General features: G+C 75.6%; 17 protein-coding genes. 10 read left to right on the top strand and 7 right to left on the bottom strand.

Annotated elements, in window-relative coordinates:
• Window positions 1-4: 4 nt before the first annotated feature.
• The gene (locus ACWPWW_RS04275; RefSeq protein ID WP_454049100.1) at window positions 5-997 is read right to left on the bottom strand and encodes a LysR family transcriptional regulator; all 993 of its coding nucleotides are present in this window, start codon (window positions 995-997) and stop codon (window positions 5-7) included.
• Window positions 998-1078: 81 nt separating this feature from the next.
• Between ACWPWW_RS04275 and ACWPWW_RS04270 the strand changes: the two genes are divergently transcribed.
• On the top strand, window positions 1079-2185 hold the full coding sequence (locus tag ACWPWW_RS04270; protein WP_454049099.1) for an aminotransferase class V-fold PLP-dependent enzyme: 1107 nt from the start codon (window positions 1079-1081) through the stop codon (window positions 2183-2185).
• Between the two features lie 69 nt (window positions 2186-2254).
• On the opposite strand, the gene lexA is transcribed toward ACWPWW_RS04270, so the two are convergent.
• The gene (gene lexA, locus ACWPWW_RS04265) at window positions 2255-3055 is read right to left on the bottom strand and encodes a transcriptional repressor LexA (protein ID WP_454049098.1); all 801 of its coding nucleotides are present in this window, start codon (window positions 3053-3055) and stop codon (window positions 2255-2257) included.
• 371 nt (window positions 3056-3426) lie between these two features.
• On the opposite strand from lexA, the gene ACWPWW_RS04260 reads away from it, so the two are divergent.
• The 3 genes from ACWPWW_RS04260 to ACWPWW_RS04250 all read left to right on the top strand — a co-directional run bounded on the left by ACWPWW_RS04260 (window position 3427) and on the right by ACWPWW_RS04250 (window position 6780).
• The gene (locus ACWPWW_RS04260; protein WP_454049097.1) at window positions 3427-3732 is read left to right on the top strand and encodes a LysM peptidoglycan-binding domain-containing protein; all 306 of its coding nucleotides are present in this window, start codon (window positions 3427-3429) and stop codon (window positions 3730-3732) included.
• Window positions 3733-4167: 435 nt separating this feature from the next.
• Window positions 4168-4686: a transcriptional regulator NrdR gene (nrdR, locus tag ACWPWW_RS04255; protein ID WP_454049096.1), complete on the top strand. Its 519-nt coding sequence runs from the start codon at window positions 4168-4170 to the stop codon at window positions 4684-4686.
• Between the two features lie 63 nt (window positions 4687-4749).
• On the top strand, window positions 4750-6780 hold the full coding sequence (locus ACWPWW_RS04250) for a S9 family peptidase (RefSeq protein ID WP_454049095.1): 2031 nt from the start codon (window positions 4750-4752) through the stop codon (window positions 6778-6780).
• 67 nt (window positions 6781-6847) lie between these two features.
• Here ACWPWW_RS04250 and ACWPWW_RS04245 read toward each other — a convergent pair whose 3' ends face one another.
• The 4 genes from ACWPWW_RS04245 to ACWPWW_RS04230 form a co-directional block, all read right to left on the bottom strand.
• A complete protein-coding gene (locus ACWPWW_RS04245) occupies window positions 6848-8542 on the bottom strand; it encodes an AMP-binding protein (protein ID WP_454049094.1) in 1695 nt (564 codons plus the stop codon).
• Window positions 8543-8627: 85 nt separating this feature from the next.
• Window positions 8628-9677, bottom strand: a complete 1050-nt coding sequence (locus ACWPWW_RS04240) for an aldo/keto reductase (RefSeq protein WP_454049093.1) — start codon at window positions 9675-9677, stop codon at window positions 8628-8630.
• 29 nt (window positions 9678-9706) lie between these two features.
• On the bottom strand, window positions 9707-10903 hold the full coding sequence (serA, locus tag ACWPWW_RS04235) for a phosphoglycerate dehydrogenase (RefSeq protein WP_454049092.1): 1197 nt from the start codon (window positions 10901-10903) through the stop codon (window positions 9707-9709).
• Between the two features lie 75 nt (window positions 10904-10978).
• Window positions 10979-13222, bottom strand: coding sequence for a HelD family protein (locus ACWPWW_RS04230; protein WP_454049091.1), 2244 nt, complete (start codon window positions 13220-13222; stop codon window positions 10979-10981).
• A gap of 251 nt (window positions 13223-13473) precedes the next feature.
• Here ACWPWW_RS04230 and ACWPWW_RS04225 point away from each other — a divergent pair, with 251 nt between their 5' ends.
• The 3 genes from ACWPWW_RS04225 to ACWPWW_RS04215 all read left to right on the top strand — a co-directional run bounded on the left by ACWPWW_RS04225 (window position 13474) and on the right by ACWPWW_RS04215 (window position 16295).
• A complete protein-coding gene (locus ACWPWW_RS04225; protein ID WP_454049090.1) occupies window positions 13474-14403 on the top strand; it encodes a proteasome assembly chaperone family protein in 930 nt (309 codons plus the stop codon).
• 72 nt (window positions 14404-14475) lie between these two features.
• A complete protein-coding gene (locus tag ACWPWW_RS04220) occupies window positions 14476-15777 on the top strand; it encodes an MFS transporter (RefSeq protein ID WP_454049089.1) in 1302 nt (433 codons plus the stop codon).
• A 314-nt stretch (window positions 15778-16091) separates the two neighbouring features.
• The gene (locus ACWPWW_RS04215; RefSeq protein ID WP_146833414.1) at window positions 16092-16295 is read left to right on the top strand and encodes a cold-shock protein; all 204 of its coding nucleotides are present in this window, start codon (window positions 16092-16094) and stop codon (window positions 16293-16295) included.
• Between the two features lie 90 nt (window positions 16296-16385).
• On the opposite strand, the gene ACWPWW_RS04210 is transcribed toward ACWPWW_RS04215, so the two are convergent.
• Window positions 16386-17174, bottom strand: a complete 789-nt coding sequence (locus ACWPWW_RS04210; protein ID WP_454049088.1) for a spermidine synthase — start codon at window positions 17172-17174, stop codon at window positions 16386-16388.
• A gap of 225 nt (window positions 17175-17399) precedes the next feature.
• On the opposite strand from ACWPWW_RS04210, the gene ACWPWW_RS04205 reads away from it, so the two are divergent.
• The 3 genes from ACWPWW_RS04205 to ACWPWW_RS04195 are packed head-to-tail and all read left to right on the top strand — an operon-like array spanning window position 17400 to window position 19602.
• A complete protein-coding gene (locus ACWPWW_RS04205; RefSeq protein ID WP_454049087.1) occupies window positions 17400-17831 on the top strand; it encodes an SAV_6107 family HEPN domain-containing protein in 432 nt (143 codons plus the stop codon).
• The gene (locus tag ACWPWW_RS04200; RefSeq protein ID WP_454049086.1) at window positions 17828-19186 is read left to right on the top strand and encodes a DNA polymerase IV; all 1359 of its coding nucleotides are present in this window, start codon (window positions 17828-17830) and stop codon (window positions 19184-19186) included. Before ACWPWW_RS04205 ends, ACWPWW_RS04200 begins: the two co-directional genes overlap by 4 nt.
• Window positions 19187-19218: 32 nt before the next feature.
• Window positions 19219-19602: a DUF3040 domain-containing protein gene (locus tag ACWPWW_RS04195; protein ID WP_454049085.1), complete on the top strand. Its 384-nt coding sequence runs from the start codon at window positions 19219-19221 to the stop codon at window positions 19600-19602.
• Window positions 19603-19673 lie beyond the last annotated feature (71 nt).

The following is a 19673-nucleotide window of genomic DNA, read 5'->3' as shown; positions in this document are numbered from 1 at the left end:
CTGCTCAGCCGGCGCCGGCCGGCCGGGTCCCGCGGACCCGGGCCGGCCGCACGTGCGGCTGCGCCAGGGCGGCGGCCGCCTCCTGCAGCGCCTCGAGCGCCGCGGCGACCGCGGGCACCCGGGTCGCGCCGGGCGCGGTGACCGCCTCCACGACCCGCGCGGTGCCCGGCCGGGCCGGGTGCACGGTCACTCCCGGGTGCGGGAGCGCGGCGAGCGCCAGGCCGGGCAGCGTGGCGACGCCGAGCCCCGAGCGGACCAGGCTCAGCACCGCCGGGTAGTCGTCCGTCGCGAAGTCGACCCGCGGCGCGAACCCGGCGCGCGCGCACGCCGCGACCAGCTGCGCCCGGCACTGGGGGCAGCCGGCGATCCACGGGCGGTCGGCCAGGTCGGCCAGGTCCACCGGCGACCCCGGGGCGCGCCCGTCCGTGACGGGCAGCACCACGAGCACCTCGTCCCGGAGCAGCGGGACCCGGTGCACCTGCTGGGTGGCGCCCGCGGCGGTGCTGCCGGGGGCCGACCCCGCGGGGGACCCGGCGTCGCGGAACGTCAGCGCGAGGTCGACACGACCCGCGACCAGCTCCGCCAGCGCCTCCGGGGGCTCGGCCTCCGCGAACGTGGTCCCGAGGCTCGGGTGCGCGGCCCGGAGCGCGGCGAGCGCTGCCGGCAGCAGCGTCGCCGCGGCCGACGGGAACGCCGCCACCCGGACCCGGCCCGCGCGCAGGCTCGCCACCGCGGCGACCTCCTCCAGCGTGGCGTCCAGGGCCGACTCGACGGCGGCCGCGTTCCGTGCCAGCACCAGCCCGGCGTCGGTCAGGCGCACGCCGCGACCCGCGCGGAGGACCACTGGCGTGCCGACGACCCGCTCCACTGCGCGGAGCTGCTGGCTGGCCGCGGGCTGGGTCAGACCCAGCGCCCGGGCGGCGGCCGTGACGCTCCCGGTCTCGTGCACGGCGCGCACGAGGCGGAGGGCGGCGGCGTCGAGCGTCCGGGCGGGCATGGCTGAACCATAAGCCTGGTGCATGGGTTCGTGGACGACTGGCCGTTGCACGCATGCACCGTCGTTCGGGACAGTCGAGGGGTGCGCTCCTTCGACGACCTCCGGGCCGAGTTCGACCCCGCCCCGGGCTACCTGAACGCGGCCACCGCCGGACTCGCCCCCCGCCGTACCGTGCGGGCGCTCCGCGAGGACCTCGACCGCTGGGGGTCCGGCGGCATCGACGTCCCCCGCTACGAGGCCGCGGTCGCCCAGGCGCGGGCCGGCTTCGCTGCGCTGGCCGGGGTGGGCGTGGACCGGGTGGCGATCGGGTCGCAGGTGTCCGCGATGGCGTCCGTGGTGGCGGGGTCGCTGCCCGACGGTGCGCGCGTCGTCTGCGTGGAGGGCGACTTCAGCTCGGTGGTCTTCCCGTTCCTGGCGCAGGGCCCGCGGCTGCGGGTCCGGCACGCTCCCGCCGGCGGGCTGGCCGAGGAGGTCGCGGCCGGGGCCGACCTCGTGGCGTACTCCCTGGTGCAGTCCGCGACGGGCGCCGTGCTGGACGACGACGCCGTGCTGGCCGCGGCGCGCGCCGCCGGGGCACGGACGCTGTGCGACCTGACCCAGGCGGCCGGGTGGCGCCGCGTCGACGCCGGGCGCTACGACGTCACCGTGACCGCCGCGTACAAGTGGCTGTGCGCCCCGCGCGGCACGGGCTTCCTCACCGTGAGCGAGGAGGTGCAGGACACGCTGCTGCCGAGCCAGGCGGGCTGGTACGCCGGTGACGACCCGTGGGCGTCCTGCTACGGACCGGCGATGCGCCTGGCCGCCGACGCCCGGCGGTTCGACGTGTCGCCCGCCTGGCAGGCCTGGCTCGGCACCGCCGCCTCGCTCGCCGCGTTCGCCGACGTGGACCCGGACGCCGTGCGCGCGCACGCGGTCGGGCTCGCCGACGCCTTCCGTGCCGGGCTCGGGCTCGCGCCCGGCGGCAGCGCGGTCGTCACGCTGCCGGACCCCGACGGCGCGCTGCGGGGTGCGCTGGAGGCGGCCGGCTGCCGGGTCGCCGGGCGCGCCGGCCGGGTGCGGCTGGCCTTCCACGCCTGGAACGACGTGGAGGACGTCGAGTCCGCGCTGTCGGCGCTGCGACGCGCGGCCCTGCCGGGCGCCGGACTTCCGGGCGCGGCCCTGCCGGGCGCGGGCGCGCCCCGGGGCTGACCGCGGACCACGACGGCCCCGGCACGCCGGATGCGCGCGGGGCCGTCGTCGCCGGACGGGCGGGTCGGATCAGAGGCTGCGGAGCACCGACACGACGCGGCCGAGCACCTGCGCGTGGTCGCCGTCGATGGGCGAGTACGCGGCGTTCTGCGGGAGCAGCCACACGTGCCCGTCGGCGCGCTTGAGCGTCTTCACCGTCGCCTCGCCGTCGAGCATCGCCGCGACGATCTCGCCGTTCTCCGCGACGGGCTGGCGCCGGACGACCACCCAGTCGCCGTCGCAGATGGCGGCTTCGATCATCGAGTCGCCGACCACCTTGAGCAGGAACAGCTCGCCGGCGCCGACCAGCTGCCGGGGGAGCGGGAACACGTCCTCGACGAGCTGCTCGGCGAGGATCGGCCCGCCGGCGGCGATCCGGCCGACGACCGGCACGTAGGCGGCCTCCGGCGCGCCGTCGCGGGCGGCCGAGTCCTCGTCGCCGAGGCCGGTCGCACCGAACCGACCGGGCCCGCCGGACGCGCCCGGCAGCGCGGAGACGCCGCGCGAGTCGTCCGGCTGCACGACCTCGATGGCCCGCGGGCGGTTCGGGTCCCGGCGCAGGTAGCCCTTGCGCTCCAGCGCGGTGAGCTGGTGCTTGACGCTCGACGGGCTGGTCAGACCGACGGCGTCGCCGATCTCCCGCATGCTCGGCGGGTAGCCGCGGGACTCCACGGAGGCGCGCACGGTCTCGAGCACCAGGCGCTGGCGCGGGGTCAGGCCGTCGCCGTCGCCGAGGTCGGTCACCGCCGTCGCCGTGCCGGGGGCCGCCTCGGGCAGCCCGGGCAGCTCCGGCAGCTCCGGTGCTGCGGCCTGCGTTCCGTCGCTCGCCATGTCCACTCCCTGTTCGTCCGCCCTTGTCAGGCCGCCCGTGCGTCGGTCGCGAGCGGTCTGTCGGGCGGGCGTGTCAGTGCCTCGTGGTGCGCTGTACCCGACGTCGACGAGCGTAGGGCGCCGGGCCGGTGGGATCAAACACCTGTTCGATCGTGTCTCGACATCGGCGGCACGACGTGGTTACATCGTACAGACGTTCGAACGAACACTCGTTCGACCGGGTCGCAGGGCGGCCCAGAGGGGAAGTGGTGGAGATGAGCGCGGTCGCAGCACACCCGGGGATCACCTCGGGGGCCCGTGTCGTCCCCCTCCGTCCGGCGCGCCAGCAGGCGCCCGTCCGGCGCGACGGGGATGCGCGCCGGGCGGGGCCGGTGGCGGCACCGGAGACGCGGCTCCACCTCACCCGGCGCGGCCGTGTCGTGCTGGTGCTGCTCGCGCTCGGCGTGGTGCTCGCCGGCATCATGGGCGGCCGCGCGGTCGCCGACGGTCCCCAGCGCGCCACCGAGGTCACGACGCACGCGGTGATGTCCGGCGAGACGCTCTGGCAGATCGCCTCCGATCTGGCCGCCCCGGGGGAGGACGTCCGCGACGTCGTCCTGCGGCTCCAGGACCTCAACGGACTGGCCGACGCGTCGCTGCGGGCCGGTCAGGTCCTGCTGATCCCGGCCGACTCCTGATCCACCTCTGACCTGCAGGTCAGGCCGCTGAGCACCCCGGTCGGGATTACGGCACTCGACGCTTGCGTAATTGCCGCGGCCGCCTCTACTGTGGTGCCACCTCGAACGGCTGGCTGGGGGGCTCGCCGCGAGGGACGCGTCGTCGTCGTGGCTCTCGGGCCCGGCGCGGAGGCGTGCAGCAACCGTCCGCACGAGGCGAGTCGTCCGGACGAGACGGGACGGGGGCGTCCCCACGAGGGTGGCCGCATCAGCGGCCACCCTCGTCGTCTTCCCCGGTGGGTCCACCGGTCCGCTGATCAGCCCGTTCACCCGGTCGCGGAACCGTGTTGCGCCGCGGTGCACGGGGGTCCTACCGTGACCCGGTCGTCCGGACGGGCGCGGCAGCGCCGCCGCCGTCCCCGGCCGCCCGACACCACCCCCGTCAGGAGGCGCCCCATGCACTGCCCGTTCTGCCGCCACGCCGACTCCCGCGTCGTGGACTCCCGGACGTCCGACGACGGGTTGTCGATCCGCCGCCGGCGGCAGTGCCCGCAGTGCAACCGCCGGTTCACCACGATCGAGACGGCCAGCCTCTCCGTCGTGAAGCGCTCCGGCGCGACCGAGCCGTTCAGCCGGGAGAAGATCGTCAACGGCGTGCGCAAGGCCTGCCAGGGCAGGCCCGTCAGCGACGACGACCTCGCGGTCCTGGCGCAGCGCGTCGAGGAGACGCTGCGGGCCAGCGGCAGCGCGGAGCTCGACGCCTATGAGATCGGGCTCGCCATCCTCGGCCCGCTGCGCGACCTGGACGAGGTGGCCTACCTCCGGTTCGCCAGCGTCTACCAGGCGTTCAACTCGCTCGACGACTTCGAGGCGGCGATCACCGTCCTGCGGGCGGAGAACGAGGTGGCGGACGCCGCCCGGCGCGCTGCCTCCTCGCAGGGCGACGAGGGTGATGCGGGACCCGTCGCGTCCTGACGCCGACGGGCACGGGCGTGGGGCTGCCACCCCGGCGGCCGCCCGCCGTACTACCGTCGGAGGGTGATCCCTGCTGACCTCTCGCTCCTGCACGCTCCCGGCGCCCCCGCGCTCGCCCCCGACGGCTCGTTCGCCGTCGTCGCGCGCACCGCGCCCGATCTCGACTCCGACGAGTACACCGGACAGCTCTGGCGGCTCGCGACCGACGGCGCCGCGCCGCCGGTGCGCCTGACCCGCGGCTTCCGGGACACCGACCCGCAGATCTCGCCCGACGGCCGGTGGGTCGCCTTCGTGCGCGCGGAGCCGAAGGGCCGCTCGCAGCTGCACCTGGTCGAGGCCGCCGGCGGCGAGCCGGTCCGGCTGACCGACGCGCCCCTCGGCGTGCAGGCGGCACGGTTCTCGCCCGACGGGACCCGGCTGGCCTTCCTCGCGCGCGTCCCGGAAGAGGGTCGGTACACCGCCGGCGGCGACGCGGGCGCGGAGCGGCCGCGGCACATCACCGAGCTCCCGTACCGCCACGACGGCGTGGGCTTCACCCGCGACAAGCGGCGCCAGCTGTTCGTGGTCGACGTCCCCCTCGACCCGGAGGCGCGCTCGGTGGTCACGGCCGGGGGCGAGGACGCCGCCCCGGCCGCCCGGCAGCTCACCTCGGGCGACACGGACGTCGACCAGCTGGCGTGGCTGCCGGACGGCCGGCACGTGCTGGCCGTCGCCGCCCGGCACGCCGGCAAGGACGCGGACCTGCGCAGCGACGCCGTGCTCGTGGACACCGCGCCGGACGCCGACCACGCGCTGCTGCCGCTGACGGACGCCGACGCCGGCAGCACGCTGGCCGTCGCCGCCGCGCTCCCGAGCCAGGACGGCTCGACCGTGTGGCTCCTCGCGCAGGACATGGGGCCGACGGGGCGCGACTTCGTCGCCGCGCAGACCGGCCTCTACCGGCTCCCGCTCGCCACCGGCACGGACGCCCCGACCGCCGGTGGCGCCCCGACCCGGCTGACCGACGCCGAGGCCGTCGACCTCGACCCCGGCACCTTCGCGGTCACCGCCGACGGCGTGCTGACCGGAGTCCTGCACCGCGGCACCGTGGTCCTGCGCGAGGTCCGCGCGGACGGCTCGACCCGCGACCTGCTCACCGGCCCCGTGGCGGTGCACGGCGTCGCCGCCGCGGCGGACGCGCCCGTGGCCGTCGCGACGGTGGCCGGCCCGCTCACGTCGGGCGACCTGCACGTCGTCGACCTGGCGACGGGGGAGTCCCGCGTGCTCACCGACTGGTCCGCCCCGCTGCGGGCGACCGGCCGGGTGCGCGAGCCGCGCGAGCTCGACGCCACCGCGCCCGACGGCTACCCGGTGCACGGCTGGGTCGTCACCCCGGACCCGGAGCGGTTCGCGGGCCCGCACCCGACGATCCTGATGATCCACGGCGGCCCGTACGCGCAGTACACGGTCGGCCTGTTCGACGAGGTGCAGACGCTCGCCGAGGCCGGCTACGCCGTCGTCTACGGCAACCCGCGCGGCTCGGCCGGCTACGGCTCCGCGCACGGCACGGCGATCCGGCACGGCTTCGGCACCGTGGACACCGACGACGTCCTGGCGCTGCTGGACGCCGCGCTCACGGACCCGGCGCTCGACGTCGAGCGGGTCGGCGTGATGGGCGGCTCGTACGGCGGCTACCTCACCGCCTGGCTGACGACGCGGACCGACCGGTTCGTCGCGGCGATCGTGGAGCGCGGGTTCCTCGACCCGGTCAGCTTCGTCGGGTCCAGCGACATCGGCTGGTTCTTCGGGATCGAGTACCTGGGTGCCGGTGACGACGAGGCGTCGCGTGCCGCGGTGGCCGCGCAGTCGCCGATGGCGCACGTCGGGCAGGTGACCACGCCCACCCTGGTGATCCACTCGGAGCAGGACTGGCGCTGCCCGGTCGAGCAGGGTCAGCGCTGGTTCGTCGAGCTGAAGCGCCGCGGTGTGCCGTCCGAGCTGCTGCTGTTCCCGGGCGAGGGCCACGAGCTCACCCGGTCCGGTCGGCCCCAGCACCGCCTGGTCCGGTTCGAGCACGTGCTCGACTGGTGGGCGCGGAACCTCCCGGTCGCCTGACCGCCCGACGACGACGGGCCCGCACCCCCGGAGGGTGCGGGCCCGTCGTCGTGCTGCGGACTGCGGCTCAGGCGGTGCCGGCCGCCATCAGGTCGTCGCGGACCACGCGGCGCAGGACCTTCCCGATCTGGGAGCGCGGCAGCTCGGTCAGGATCACCAGCTCGCGCGGCACCGCGTACCGGGCGAGCCGCTCGCCGCACCACTCCCGCACCGCGGCGATGTCGACGTGGGCGCCGAGCTCGGTGACGATCGCGGCGACCACCTTCTCGCCCAGGTCGCCGCCGGGCAGGCCGACCACCGCCACCTCGCGGACGCCCGGCATGCCGCGGAGCTTGTCCTCGACCTGCGACGGGTACACCTTGAAGCCGCCGGTGACGATCATCTCCTTGATGCGGTCGACCAGGACGACGAAGCCCCGCTCGTCGAGCCGCACGACGTCGCCGGTGCGCAGCCAGCCGTCGGGGAGCAGCTGGTCCGCCGTCTCGTCCGGGCGGCCCCAGTAGCCGGAGAACACCTGCGGGCCGCGGATGAGCAGCTCGCCCTGCTCGCCGGGCTCCACCTCCCGCGTCGGGTCGTTCTGGTCGACCACGCGGATGTCGGTGCTCGGGAACGGCAGCCCCAGCGCACCCGGCTTGCGTGCGGGGGACAGCGGGCTGCCGAGCGCGACCGGCGAGGTCTCGGTCATGCCGTAGCCCTCGATGACGAGGCCCCCGGTGGCGCGCTCCCAGCGGGCCGCGGTCTCCGGGGAGAGCGACATCGCGCCGGAGATCGCGTAGCGGAACGACGTGAGGTCGGTCTTCGACGTCTCGGCGGCGGCCGCGAGCCGGTCGAGCATCGGCGGGACCGCGGGCAGGAACGTCCCGGGCCGGCGGCGCTGCGCGGCGAGCACCGCGGCGGGGTCGAACTTCGGGAAGGCGACCAGCGTCGCGCCGACCCGCGTGGCGTAGGTGAGGCAGAGCGTGAGACCGAACGCGTGGAAGAACGGGAGGATGCCGTAGATCGTCTCGGTGCCGGCCTCGGCCTGGGTCCACGCCTGGCCCTGCACGGCGTTCGCCACGAGGTTCCGGTGCGTGAGGACGGCGGCCTTCGGGGTGCCGGTGGTGCCGCCGGTGTACTGCAGCAGCGCGACGTCCTCAGCCGTGGGGCGGGGGTGGTCGGCCGGCAGCGGCGCCGCGGCGCCGAGCAGCCGGTGCCACACCGGGGTGCCGGCGGGCGGGGTGGCGCGCAGGGCGGCACGGGTGCGCCGGGCCGCGGGCAGCGGCAGTCGCAGCGCGAGCTGCTTGAGGCGCGGCAGGTCGGCGGAGACGTCGACGGCGACGACCGTGCGCACCTCGGTCGCGGGCTGCGCCTCGAGCGCGGCGGGGACCGCCTTCTCCCAGACCAGTGCCACCGTGGCGCCGGAGTCGGCGAGCTGGTGCTCGAGCTCGGCCGCCGTGTAGGTGGGGTTGTGCTCCACGACGACCGCGCCCAGGCGCAGCGTGGCGTAGAAGGCGACCATGTGCGACGTGCAGTTGGGCAGTGCGATCGCGACACGGTCGCCCGCGCGCACGCCGAGGTCCCGCAGCACCGTCGCCCCGCGGGACACGGCCTCGGCGAGCTCGGCGTACGTCGTCGCCGCGCCGAGGAAGTCCACGGCGACGCGCTCGGGCCAGGTCGCGGCGGCGCGGTCGAGCGCGGCCAGCAGGGGCTCGTCGGGGACGGTCACCTCGGTGGGGACGCCCGGCGCGTAGGAGTCGTGCCACGGTCGCGTGAATGCAGTCACGAGGTCACCGTAACCTACGCGGGCGTAACTTACGCGGGCGTAGCCCCAGGCAACCGCAGGGTCGTCACCGGACCGGCGCAGGACGTCACAGGTCCGACGAGCGCGACCCCCACAGGTTGATCCCGGCGTCGACCGCGTGCCGGTCCACCTCCAGGAGCTCGTCGCGGGTCAGCACGGGCCCGTGGACCGCCGCGAGGTTCTCCTCGAGCTGCTCGGGCGTGCGGGCGCCGAGCGCCACCGACGTGATCCGCGGGTCGCGCAGCACCCAGGCGATCGCCAGCTGCGCCAGCGACTGGCCGCGCGCCTCCGCGACGGCCGCGAGGGCGCGGACCCGCGCGAGGTTCTCGTCGCTCAGGTACTCCGACCGCAGCGGTCCGCCGCGCGCCGCCCGGGAGTCCGCGGGCACGCCGCCCAGGTACTTCCGGGTGAGCATGCCCTGCGCCAGCGGGGAGAACGCGACGACGCCCAGCCCGGCTCCGGCGGCCACGTCCAGCAGGCTGGGCCCGCCGGCGACCTCGTCGGGCCGTTCGACCCAGCGGTTGAGCATCGAGTACGACGGCTGGTGCAGCGCCAGCGGCAGGCCCATCGCCGCCGCGACCGCCAGCGCCTCCTGCGTCCGGTGCGCGGAGTACGACGAGATCCCGGCGTACCGGGCGCGGCCGGAGTCGACCGCGGTCCGGAGCGCGCCGATCGTCTCCTCGAGCGGCGTCGCCGGGTCGAACCGGTGGCTGTAGAACACGTCGACGTGGTCCGTGCCGAGCCGCCGCAGCGACTGGTCGAGCGACGCCAGCAGGTACTTGCGGGAGCCGAACTCGCCGTAGGGCCCGGGCCACTGCCGGTAGCCGGCCTTGGTCGCGATGAGGAGCTCGTCGCGGTACGCCCGGAGGTCGGTGGCGAGCAGCCGCCCGACCGTCGCCTCGGCCGCACCGGGCGGCGGTCCGTAGTTGTTCGCCAGGTCCAGGTGCACGACCCCGAGGTCGACGGCCCGCAGCACCAGCGCGCGCTGGTCGGCGAACGGCGTGGCGTCCCCGAAGTTCTGCCAGAGCCCGAGGGTCACCGCGGGCAGGTCGAGGCCCGTGCGGCCGGCGCGGCGCAGGGGGAGGCGGTCGTGGCGGTCGGTGGCGGCGAGGTGCACGCCACCGACCGTATCGGCCGTCCCCGGCGTCAGTCGACGACGCGCAGCCGGATGGTCTCCGGCCGGGCGCGCAGCGCCTCGACGACCGCGCTCTCGACGGCGACGGCGTCGGTCACCACGTAGCCGACCTCGCCCCGCGTCGCGAGCAGCTGGCCCTCGATGTTCGCGCCGTGCTCCGCGAGCGTCTGGTTGACCGCCGCCAGCACGCCGGGCACGTTGCGGTGCAGGTACGTGAGCCGGTGCACGCCGGGGCGGTGCTCCAGCGTGAGGTTCGGCAGGTTGACGCTGAGCATCGTGGTGCCGGTGGTCATGAAGTCGCGGAGCTTGTTCGACACGAACTGGCCGATCGCCTCCTGCGCCTCCTCGGTGGACCCGCCGGTGTGCGGGGTCAGGATGACGTTCGGCAGGCCGCGCAGCTCGGACTCGAAGGGGTCGCCCTTGCGCTTCGGCTCGACCGGGAACACGTCCACCGCCGCGCCCGCGACGTGCCCCGCGAGCACCGCGTCACGCAGCGCCGCGTAGTCGACGACGAACCCGCGGGACAGGTTGAGGAAGATCGCGCCCTCGCGCATCCGGGCGAACTGCTTGGCGCCGAACAGGCCGGCGTTGCCGCTCCGGCCGTCGACGTGCAGCGTCACGATGTCCGCGACGTCGAGCAGCTCGTCCAGGGTCTCCGCGCGCCGGGCGTTGCCGAGCGCGAGCTTCTCGGCGGTGTCGTAGAAGACGACGGACATGCCGAGGTTCTCCGCGAGCACCGACAGCTGCGTCCCGATGTTGCCGTAGCCGATGATGCCCAGCGTGCGACCGCGGACCTCGTGCGCGCCGTCTGCCGACTTGTTCCAGACGCCGTCGTGCATCGAGCGGTCCAGCACGGTGAGGCGGCGGGTCAGCGCGATGATGTCGGCCAGCGCGATCTCCACCACCGAGCGCGTGTTGGAGAAGGGGGCGTTGAACACGGCGACGCCCCGGGACGCGGCGGCGTGCAGGTCCACCTGGTTGGTGCCGATGCAGTAGGCGCCGATCGCGACCAGGTCGTGCGCCGCGTCGAGCACGGCCTCGGTGACCTGGGTCTTGGACCGGATGCCCAGCAGGTGCACCCCCTGCAGGGCCTCGATCAGCTCGGACTCGTCGAGCGCGCCGGAGCGCGTGACGACCTCGTAGCCGGCCGCCTCCATGATGGCGCGGGCCTGGGGATGCAGGTTCTCGAGGAGCAGGGCGCGTAGCACGCCCCTATGGTGCGCCTCGTCGCCCCGGGCTCCAAGCCGGTCCCGGTCCTCGGACACCTGTGCCGTCAGACGCCGTCAGACGTCGTCCGGCCCGTCCCAGCCCGCCGGCAGCGGCTCCGCGTGCACGACGTGCAGCGCCTGCGTGGGCCGGGTCATCGCCACGTAGAGGTCGCCGGCGCCGCCCTTGAGCACGTCCGCCGGTTCGACCAGCACGACGACGTCGAACTCCAGGCCCTTGCTCTGGGTCGGCGTCATCAGCGTCAACGGCGCGTCCAGGTCCGGCGACCCGGCACGGGTGGCGCCTGCCCCCGGCAGCACCCGGGCCAGCGCCGGCAGCGCCTCCGGGGCGGCGATGACCGCGACCCGGCCGGCGCCGCTCGCGTCCCGCACCGCGTCCAGCGCCGCGGCGGCGTGCCGGGCGACGGCGTCGGGGACCGCGGCGGCGTCGACCTGCTCCGTGCGCAGCGCGTCGTCGACGTCCCGTGCCGACGTGGCCGGGGTGAGCGGGAGCCCCGCGGCCCGGCCGACGCGCTCGGCGGCGCGGGCCACCGACGCGGGGGTGCGGTAGTTGACGGTCAGCTCGGCCATGCGCCAGCCGCCGGAGAGCATACGGTCGAACGTCCGCGACCAGTCCCGGGTGCCGGCGGCGGTCGACGTCTGCGCGACGTCGCCCACGACGGTGAGCGAGCGGGTCGGCACCCGGCGCAGCACCATCCGCCAGGCCATGGGCGACAGCTCCTGCGCCTCGTCGACGACCACGTGGCCGTACGTCCACGTGCGGTCGGCGGCGGCGCGCTCGGCCGTGGTGAGGGCCGGGCCGGTCGAGGCGAAGCGGTCGGCCAGCAGCTCCGCGGAGACCAGCCCGGAGCCCGACTGCTGCAGCACCTGGCGGGCGTAGTCGAGCTCCTGCGCCCGCTGCGCGGCGTCGTGCTTCGCCTGGGCGCGCGACGCCTGGTCGTCCTCGCCGAGGAGCTCGGCGGCCTCGTCGAGCAGCGGGACGTCGGCCTCGGTCCACGGCGCGTCGGCGTCGCGCAGCAGCGCCGCCCGCTCGTGCGCGGACAGCTCCGGTGCCGCGGCGTCGAGCCGGGCCGGCCTGGACAGCAGCGCGGACACCAGGCCCTGCGGGGTCAGCGGCATCCACGCCAGGTTCAGCGCGATCCGGATCTCGCGGGTGCTGCGCAGCTCCTCGACGATCTCCCCGCGCTCGTCCGGAGCGACCGACCAGCCGAGCTGGCTGACGTACTGCTCCGCCAGACGGCCGAGCATGTCCCGCACGAACGTCACGCGCGCCTGGTTGTGCGGCCGGTGCCCGCGGCGGGCGTGCGCGATGGCGGACCGGACGTCGTTCGGCCGGACGACCATCGTGCGGCCGTCGATGGTGACCGACGTCGGCTGCTCGGGCACGCGCTGCCGCTGCCGGACGGCGCGCTCGATGATCCGGCGCCAGACCAGCCGGCCCTTGATCTCGGCCACGGCGTCCGGCTCCGAGCCGGTCGCGACCAGCCCGGGGTACAGCTCACCCACCGTCGTCGACACCACCCCCGTCTCGCCGAGCGAGGGGAGCACCTGGTCGATGTACCGCAGGAAGGTGCGGCTCGGGCCGAGCAGCAGCACGCCCGAGCGCTCCAGAACCCGCCGGTGGGCGTACAGCAGGTAGGCGGCGCGGTGCAGCGCGACGGCCGTCTTGCCCGTGCCGGGTCCGCCCTGCACGACCAGCGCGCCCGCCAGGTCGGCGCGGATGATCGCGTCCTGCTCCGCCTGGATCGTCGCGACGATGTCGCCCATCCGGCCCGTGCGGCGCGCGGCCAGGGCCGCCAGCAGGGCTCCCTCCCCGGACAGCGCGCCCAGCCGCTCGGCGGCGTCCTCGTCCGCCAGCACGTCCAGGTCGAGGACCTCGTCCTCGAGCCCGGTCACGCGCCGGCCGCGGGTGATCAGGTGCCGCCGCTGCACGACGCCGTCGGGACGGGCCGAGGTCGCCCGGTAGAACGACTGCGCCGCGGGCGCGCGCCAGTCCGTGAGGATCGACGTGTGGTCGTCGTCGTTCAGCCCGATCCGGCCGATGTACCGGCGGCCGCCCTCGGTCAGGTCGAGCCGCCCGAACGCGAGCCGGTCCTCGACCGCCTCGAGCCGCGCCAGCCGGTCCTCGTACAGGGTGGCGAAGGCGTCCCGCTCGGACCGGTTCTGCGGCGAGCCGGACGGCCCCACCCGGCGGACCTCCGCCAGGCGCTCGCGGGTGGCGGCCCGCAGCTCGTCGAGCCGCGCGTACAGCGCGCCCACGACCTCCTGCTCGGCCGCCAGCTGCGCCTCGATCCCGCTCACGCGTGCTCCCGTCGCCTCGTCCCGCGGCGCCCCTGCTGCGGCTCGTCCGACCGCCTGCGCCCGCTGCCCGGCGCGGTCTCCCGGCACGAGCGGCCGTCCATTATCCGCCATCCGGGGCGTCCCGCGTCACGTGCGACCGAGCGGCGCGCATTTCCTCCCCGGCCTGCGGGAAGAGCCGGGGCGCTCGCGGTGTTGTGCCTGTCGGAAGCCGCCCGGCGGGCGGCACGCATCCGTGACCACCAGGAGGACCCATGCTGGACCCGAGCGAGATCTACGCCGTCGACCCGGCGGTCGCCGCCGAGGTCGAGGCGCGGACGGCGGGCGGCAGCGGGCCGGTGCTCGTGCACGCCGTGCGCGGCTTCGTCGACGCCGGCGGTGCCGGGCGCCTGTCGGCCGAGCACCTGACCGAGCAGCTCCCCACCGAGCGGCTCGCCACCTTCGACGTCGACCAGCTGCTCGACTACCGCTCCCGGCGGCCGACCGTGACGTTCGACGGCGACCACTGGGGCGAGTACGACGAGCCCGAGCTGGCGATCGACCTGGTCCGGGACACCTCGGGGGTGCCGTTCCTGCTGCTGCACGGCGTCGAGCCGGACGTGCAGTGGGAGCGGTTCGCCGCCGCGGTGCGCCAGATCGTCGAGCGGTTCGACGTGCCGCTGACCGTGGGCCTGCACGGCATCCCGATGGGCATCCCGCACACGCGGCCGCTGTCCGTCACCGCGCACGCGAACCGGCCCGAGCTCGTCGCCGACTACACCTCCTGGTTCGGCACCGTGCAGGTGCCGGCCGACGCGGGGTCGCTGCTGGAGATCCGGCTCGGCCAGTCGGGGCACGACGCGATGGGCTTCGCCGTGCACGTGCCGCACTACCTCGCGCAGTCGCCGTACCCGCAGGCGAGCATCACGGGCCTGGAGCACGTGCAGCGGGCCGCCGGCCTCGAGCTCGACCTCGGCGCGCTGACCGCCGCCGCGGAGGAGACGATGCTGGAGGTCGAGCGCCAGGTGGAGGACTCGCCCGAGGTCGCGACCGTCGTGCAGGCGCTGGAGCAGCAGTACGACGCCTTCACGCGGAACATCGGCCGGCCGAGCCTGCTGGCCGAGACGTCCGAGCTGCCGACCGCCGACGAGCTCGGCGAGGAGTTCGAGCGGTTCCTGGCGGAGCAGCGCGGGGACGGCTCCTGACGCACTGAGTCCCGCCCGGGCGGGACGGCGCGCGGCGGAGGAGGCCGCGGGGAGCAGGCAGAATGGCTCCACGTGACCTCCGACCGCCGCGCGCTGCTCGTCTGGACCGTCGCGGTCGGCGCGTACGTCGTCGCGATCATGAACCGGTCGTCGTTCGGCGTCGCCACGCTCGAGGTGAGCGCGCTGTTCGGGGTCTCCTCGGCGGCGCTGGCGACGATGGCCGTCGCCCAGCTCGTGGTCTACGCGCTGCTGCAGGTGCCCGTCGGCGTGCTCCTGGACCGCTACGGGTCGCGGGTCCTCATCGCCTCCGGCGCCGCGGGGATGGCCGCCGGGCAGGTGGTCCTCGCCGTCGCGCCCTCCGCCGGCTGGGTGCTGCTCGGCCGCGTGCTCGTGGGTGCCGGTGACGCGCTCACGTTCGTCTCCGTCGTGCGGCTGGTCCCGGCCTGGTTCGCCGCGCGCCGGGTCCCCGTGATGACGCAGCTGACCGGCAGCCTCGGCCAGCTGGGGCAGGTGCTCTCCGCCGTGCCGGTGGTCGCGCTGCTGCACGCCGAGGGGTGGCGCACCACCTTCCTCTCCGTCGCGGCGGTGGGCGTGGTCGCGACCATCGCCGTGCTCGCCGTCGTGCGCGACGCCCCCGCGGACCCCGCCGCGGTCGTCCTGGCGTCGGGCGGCGGCCGGGGCGTCGGGCTGCTGCGGCTGCGCTGGCGACCGGCCCGCTCCCGCGCGGCGCGCGAGCCGGGCGCCCTGCGCGCGGTCCTGCGCGACCCCGGTGCCCGGCTCGGGTTCTGGATGCACTTCTCGGGGCAGTTCAGCAACCACGTCGTCGTGCTGCTCTGGGGCTACGCGTTCTTCGTCGAGGGCCAGGGGCGCTCCGCCGGCGAGGCGAGCGCGCTGCTGACGCTGAACGTCGTCGCCGCGGTCGTCGCCGGTCCGCTGATCGGTCTGCTGGTCGGCCGGCGCCCCGCCGCGCGGATGCCGCTCGCGCTCGGCACCGCCGCCGCGATCGGCCTGGCCTGGCTGTCGGTGACGCTGCCGTCGTCGCCCGTGCCGATGTGGGTGCTCGCCGTGTTCGTCGTCGTCGTGGCGGTCGGCGGTCCCACCTCGCTGGTGGCGTTCGACGTCGCCCGTTCCTGCACGCCGCCGAGCCGGCTCGGCACCGCGACCGGGTTCGTCAACACCGGCGGGTTCGTCGGGGCGCTCCTCACCATGCTCGTCGTCGGGATCGTGCTCGACCGCGTCGGGGGCGGGGCGCGCGACCTGGACGCGTTCCGCACGGCGTTCTCGGTCGTCGCGGTGCCCTGGGTGCTGGGTGTCGCGGGCATGCTCCTGGGGCGACGCAGCGCGCGCCGGGCCCACCCCGACCTGGTCGTCTGACCGGCCGGCGCCCGCTCCCGACCACCCGGTCGGTGTGGTCGTCCTGTGACCGGACCGTGATCGGATCGTTGTCTCCGGCGGCGATCGCCCTGGTGGAGAACCGTGGCGCGGCGATGACCTGCGTGAGAGGATCGCCGTGTTGCAGTGACGTACTGACGCTTGACCGGCGCCGTGCGGGGGCCCTCGGGAACCCCGTGTCGGTACCTTCCAGCCATCCGGCTGGTGCACCCGGTGCAGGACGCGGGATAGGCATTGCGGCACGGTTCGGGGCACGAGGTCCCGGTCCGTCACCGGATGGACAGAAGGACAAGAACATGGCACAGGGTGCTGTCAAGTGGTTCAACGCTGAGAAGGGCTACGGCTTCATCGCCCAGGACGGCGGCGGCGCTGACGTCTTCGTGCACTACTCCGCGATCGACTCCCAGGGCTACCGCAGCCTCGAGGAGGGCCAGCGCGTGGAGTTCGAGATCACGCAGGGCCCGAAGGGCCCGCAGGCCGAGAAGGTCCGCCCGCTCTGATCTGATCGGACCGCTCCCTCGGAGCGTCCGAGCCGACGAGGCCGCATCCCTTCCGGGGTGCGGCCTCGTTCGTGCGCGGGCCGCGCGTCCCTAGACGTCCGCACCGGCGTCCGGCTCGAGCTCGGGAGCGGCGTCGTGCAGCGGCGCCGCCCGGCCGACGAACTCCGCCAGCTCCGCGCCGTGCAGCAGCCGCGCGGGGACGGGCAGCGACCGCAGGGCACGAGCCAGCCCCGGGTCGTCGAGCAGGCCGGGGTCGTCCGTGCCGACCACGACGATGTTGCCGTAGCGCCGCCCGCGCAGCAGCGCCGGCTCCGACACCACGGCCACGTGCGCGAACACGGCGGCGACCGTCGCCGCCTCGGTCCGGGCCAGGGCCAGCGGGGGCCGGTCGGCGCAGTTGGCGAGGTAGACGCCGCCGGGCCGCAGGACCCGCGCGACGTCGCGCGTGAACTCCTCGGTGGTGACGTGCGGCGGGGTGCGGTCCCCGGCGAACACGTCGCGCAGCACCGCGTCCGCGCTCGCGTCCGGGAGAGTGGCCAGCTCCGCGCGGGCCTCGCCCGCGCGCAGCCGCAGCGCGGGGGAGCGCGGCAGGTCGAACCAGTCGCGCACCAGCTGCACCAGCACGGGGTCCAGGTCCACGGCGACCTGCCGAGCGCCGCGGAACCGGGAGTCCGCCCAGCGCGCCATGGCGCACCCCGCGGCGCCGAGGTGCACGGCGCGGAAGGGCCCGTCGCCGACCCGCAGGTGGTCGAGCACCGCGGCCATCTGCTGCATGTACTCGAAGTCGAGGCGCTCGGGGTCGGCCAGGTCCAGGTGCGAGCTGGGCACGCCGTTGACGAGCAGGGTGACCGCGTCGGGGTCGTCCGGGGAGCGCTGCACCTCGGCCGTGCCGGTCGCGATGGGTACCGGGCCGTCGGGCCAGCGCTCGCCGTCGCCGTCGCCTCCGCGTGTCAGTGGTCGGTGCGAGCCTGATGCAGGTCGAGCACGTCTGTCGGACCGGCTGGAACGTCCGGACCTGTCGCGCGACGCCATCCGTCCACCGTACGGGTTGACGCGTTCGAACAGGTGTTCGATACTGGGTTGGTCGAGAGAGGGAGGTGCGCGATGCCGGTCAACACCCTTCGTGCCCCGCGGAGCGCCGCGCCCGGACTGTCCGGCCGCGCTGCCGAGCTGCTGCAGCGTGCCGACGCGGAGCTGGTCGCCGCGCAGTTCTCGTCCGAGCCGTGGGAGCAGTTCACCCACGCGCACCTCGCTGCGCTCCGGGCGGGCGCCGCCGTGCTCGCCGAGCGGCAGCCCCTGTCCGGGCGGCGTGGTCCGCGGACGGTCTGGGAGCTGCTGGACGCCGTGTCGCCGGAGCTCGGCCGGTGGTCCAGCTACTTCGCCGGTGGTGCGGGCCTGCGCGCGGCGGTCGACGCCGGGCGGTTCGACGCCGTCTCGCCCGAGCGTGCCGAGCAGGTGCTCTGCCACGCGGAGGACTTCCTGGACATCGTCCGCGCCGAGCTCGAGGGCGCCGTCGAGGAGGCGCGCGCCGGATGAGCCGCGGCCCACGGTCGCAGGACGCGCGACGCGACTGGGGCACCGAGGAGGACGGGTGCTCGATCCTGCACGTCGACATGGACGCGTTCTTCGCCTCCGTCGAGCTCGCCAGGCGGCCGCACCTGCGCGGGAAGCCGGTGATCGTCGGCGGGTCGGAGCGGTCGGTCGTGCTCGCCGCCACCTACGAGGCGCGCGCGTTCGGCGTGCACTCCGCGATGCCGATGGCGCACGCGCGCCGGCTCTGCCCGCAGGCCGTCGTCGTGCCGCCCGACCACGCCGCCTACCAGGAGGTGTCGCGCGGGGTGATGGAGATCCTGCACGGCGTCACGTCCCTGGTGGAGCAGGTCAGCGTCGACGAGGCGTTCCTGGACGTGAGTGGGGCCCGGCGGCGGCTCGGCAGCCCGACGCGCATCGCCGCGCTGATCCGCGAGCGGGTGCAGGCCGCGTACGGCATCACGTGCTCGGTGGGCATCGGCTCGACCAAGTTCGTCGCCAAGCTCGCCTCCGGCCACGCGAAGCCCGACGGCGTGCTGCTCGTCCCGAAGGCCGCCACCGTGCCGTTCCTGCACGTGCTGCCCGTCGGCGCGCTCTGGGGCGTCGGGGAGCGGACCGCCGCGGCGCTCGAGCGCTGGGGCATCCGCACCGTCGCCGAGCTGGCGAGCAGCGACGTCGGCACCGTGCAGCGTGCCGTCGGGCGCACGTCCGGGGCGCACCTGTACGACCTCGCCTGGGGCCGGGACCCCCGCCCCGTCCTGCCCGGCCGCGAGGAGAAGAGCGTCGGCGCGGAGGAGACCTTCGCCGTGGACGTCCGCGACATGCGGGTGGTGGAGAGCAAGGCGCTCGAGCTCGCCGACCGGTGCGCGGGGCGGCTGCGCGCGCAGCGGCAGGTGGCGCGCACGGTCGCCGTCAAGGTCCGCACCTCGGACTTCCGGACACTCACCCGGTCCCGCACGCTGCCGCAGCCGACCGACGTCGGGCGCGAGATCTACCTGGCCGCGCGCGACCTCCTGGCCGGTGTGGACCTGGGCGGCCTGCCGGTCCGGCTGGTCGGCGTGCGCGCCGAGGGGCTGGGCCCGGCGGACGACGGACCCCGGCAGCTGACGCTGGAGGAGGCCGTCGTCGGGAACGCCGACGCGCGCCGGGAGGCCGAGCGGGCCATGGACCTCGTGCGTGAGCGGTTCGGTCGCACCGCCATCGGAGCCGGTACGCCGGCCGTCGGCCGCTCGGCGCGCCTGCCGGTCGAGCCAGACCCGGTCTCCCCGGATGGTTCCCGCGAGCGGCTGTCGGGTGGATCACCCCGTACGGGGGAGCCCGCCGACTACCGACATCGGCCAACGCCATCTATCCTGACGTGAAGTAGTCCCGACGGCGGAGCACGGGGGTTGGAATGCCTCTCTCCGAGTACGAGCAACGTGTACTGGAGCAGATGGAGCGTCAGCTCACATCTGACGACCCCCGGCTCGCGAACACGCTGACATCGCGTGGTCGTAAGCCGGTTCTGCGGTATGTCCTGGGCGGCATCGGTGCCGTGGCTGGACTGCTGCTGCTGGTGGGCGGCGCCGCGTCGTCCGAGGTGTGGCTCGGGGTCCTGGGCTTCGTCGTCATGTTCGCCTCCGTCGCGATCGCGTTCACGCGTCCGCGCCGCAGCAGCGGACCGGTCGGCGTGGTCCGTCCCGACGGCACCGCGACGCGGCCGGCACCGGCCCGGAAGAAGGGCTTCATGAGTCGCATGGAGGACCGCTGGGACCGGCGCCGCGAGCAGGGTCGCTGACCGTTCGCGGTTCGGCTACCTCTCGCGCTGCGGCCGACCGCGCGCGGCGCTGAGCCGCGCGCGAGACGCCG

The sequence above is a fragment of the Cellulomonas sp. Marseille-Q8402 genome, assembly GCF_965119525.1.
Note: the sequence above shows the minus strand (reverse complement) of the source record. Positions and strands in the feature narration are given on the sequence as shown.

Excerpts from the sequence above, each read along its gene's own strand:
- ACWPWW_RS04215 (WP_146833414.1), top strand. The coding sequence starts at position 16,092 with ATGGCACAGGGTGCTGTCAAGTGGTTCAACGCTGAGAAGGGCTACGGC.
- ACWPWW_RS04205 (WP_454049087.1), top strand. The coding sequence starts at position 17,400 with ATGCCGGTCAACACCCTTCGTGCCCCGCGGAGCGCCGCGCCCGGACTG.
- ACWPWW_RS04225 (WP_454049090.1), top strand. The coding sequence starts at position 13,474 with ATGCTGGACCCGAGCGAGATCTACGCCGTCGACCCGGCGGTCGCCGCC.
- ACWPWW_RS04275 (WP_454049100.1), bottom strand. The coding sequence starts at position 997 with ATGCCCGCCCGGACGCTCGACGCCGCCGCCCTCCGCCTCGTGCGCGCC.
- lexA (WP_454049098.1), bottom strand. The coding sequence starts at position 3,055 with ATGGCGAGCGACGGAACGCAGGCCGCAGCACCGGAGCTGCCGGAGCTG.
- ACWPWW_RS04200 (WP_454049086.1), top strand. The coding sequence starts at position 17,828 with ATGAGCCGCGGCCCACGGTCGCAGGACGCGCGACGCGACTGGGGCACC.
- nrdR (WP_454049096.1), top strand. The coding sequence starts at position 4,168 with ATGCACTGCCCGTTCTGCCGCCACGCCGACTCCCGCGTCGTGGACTCC.
- ACWPWW_RS04195 (WP_454049085.1), top strand. The coding sequence starts at position 19,219 with ATGCCTCTCTCCGAGTACGAGCAACGTGTACTGGAGCAGATGGAGCGT.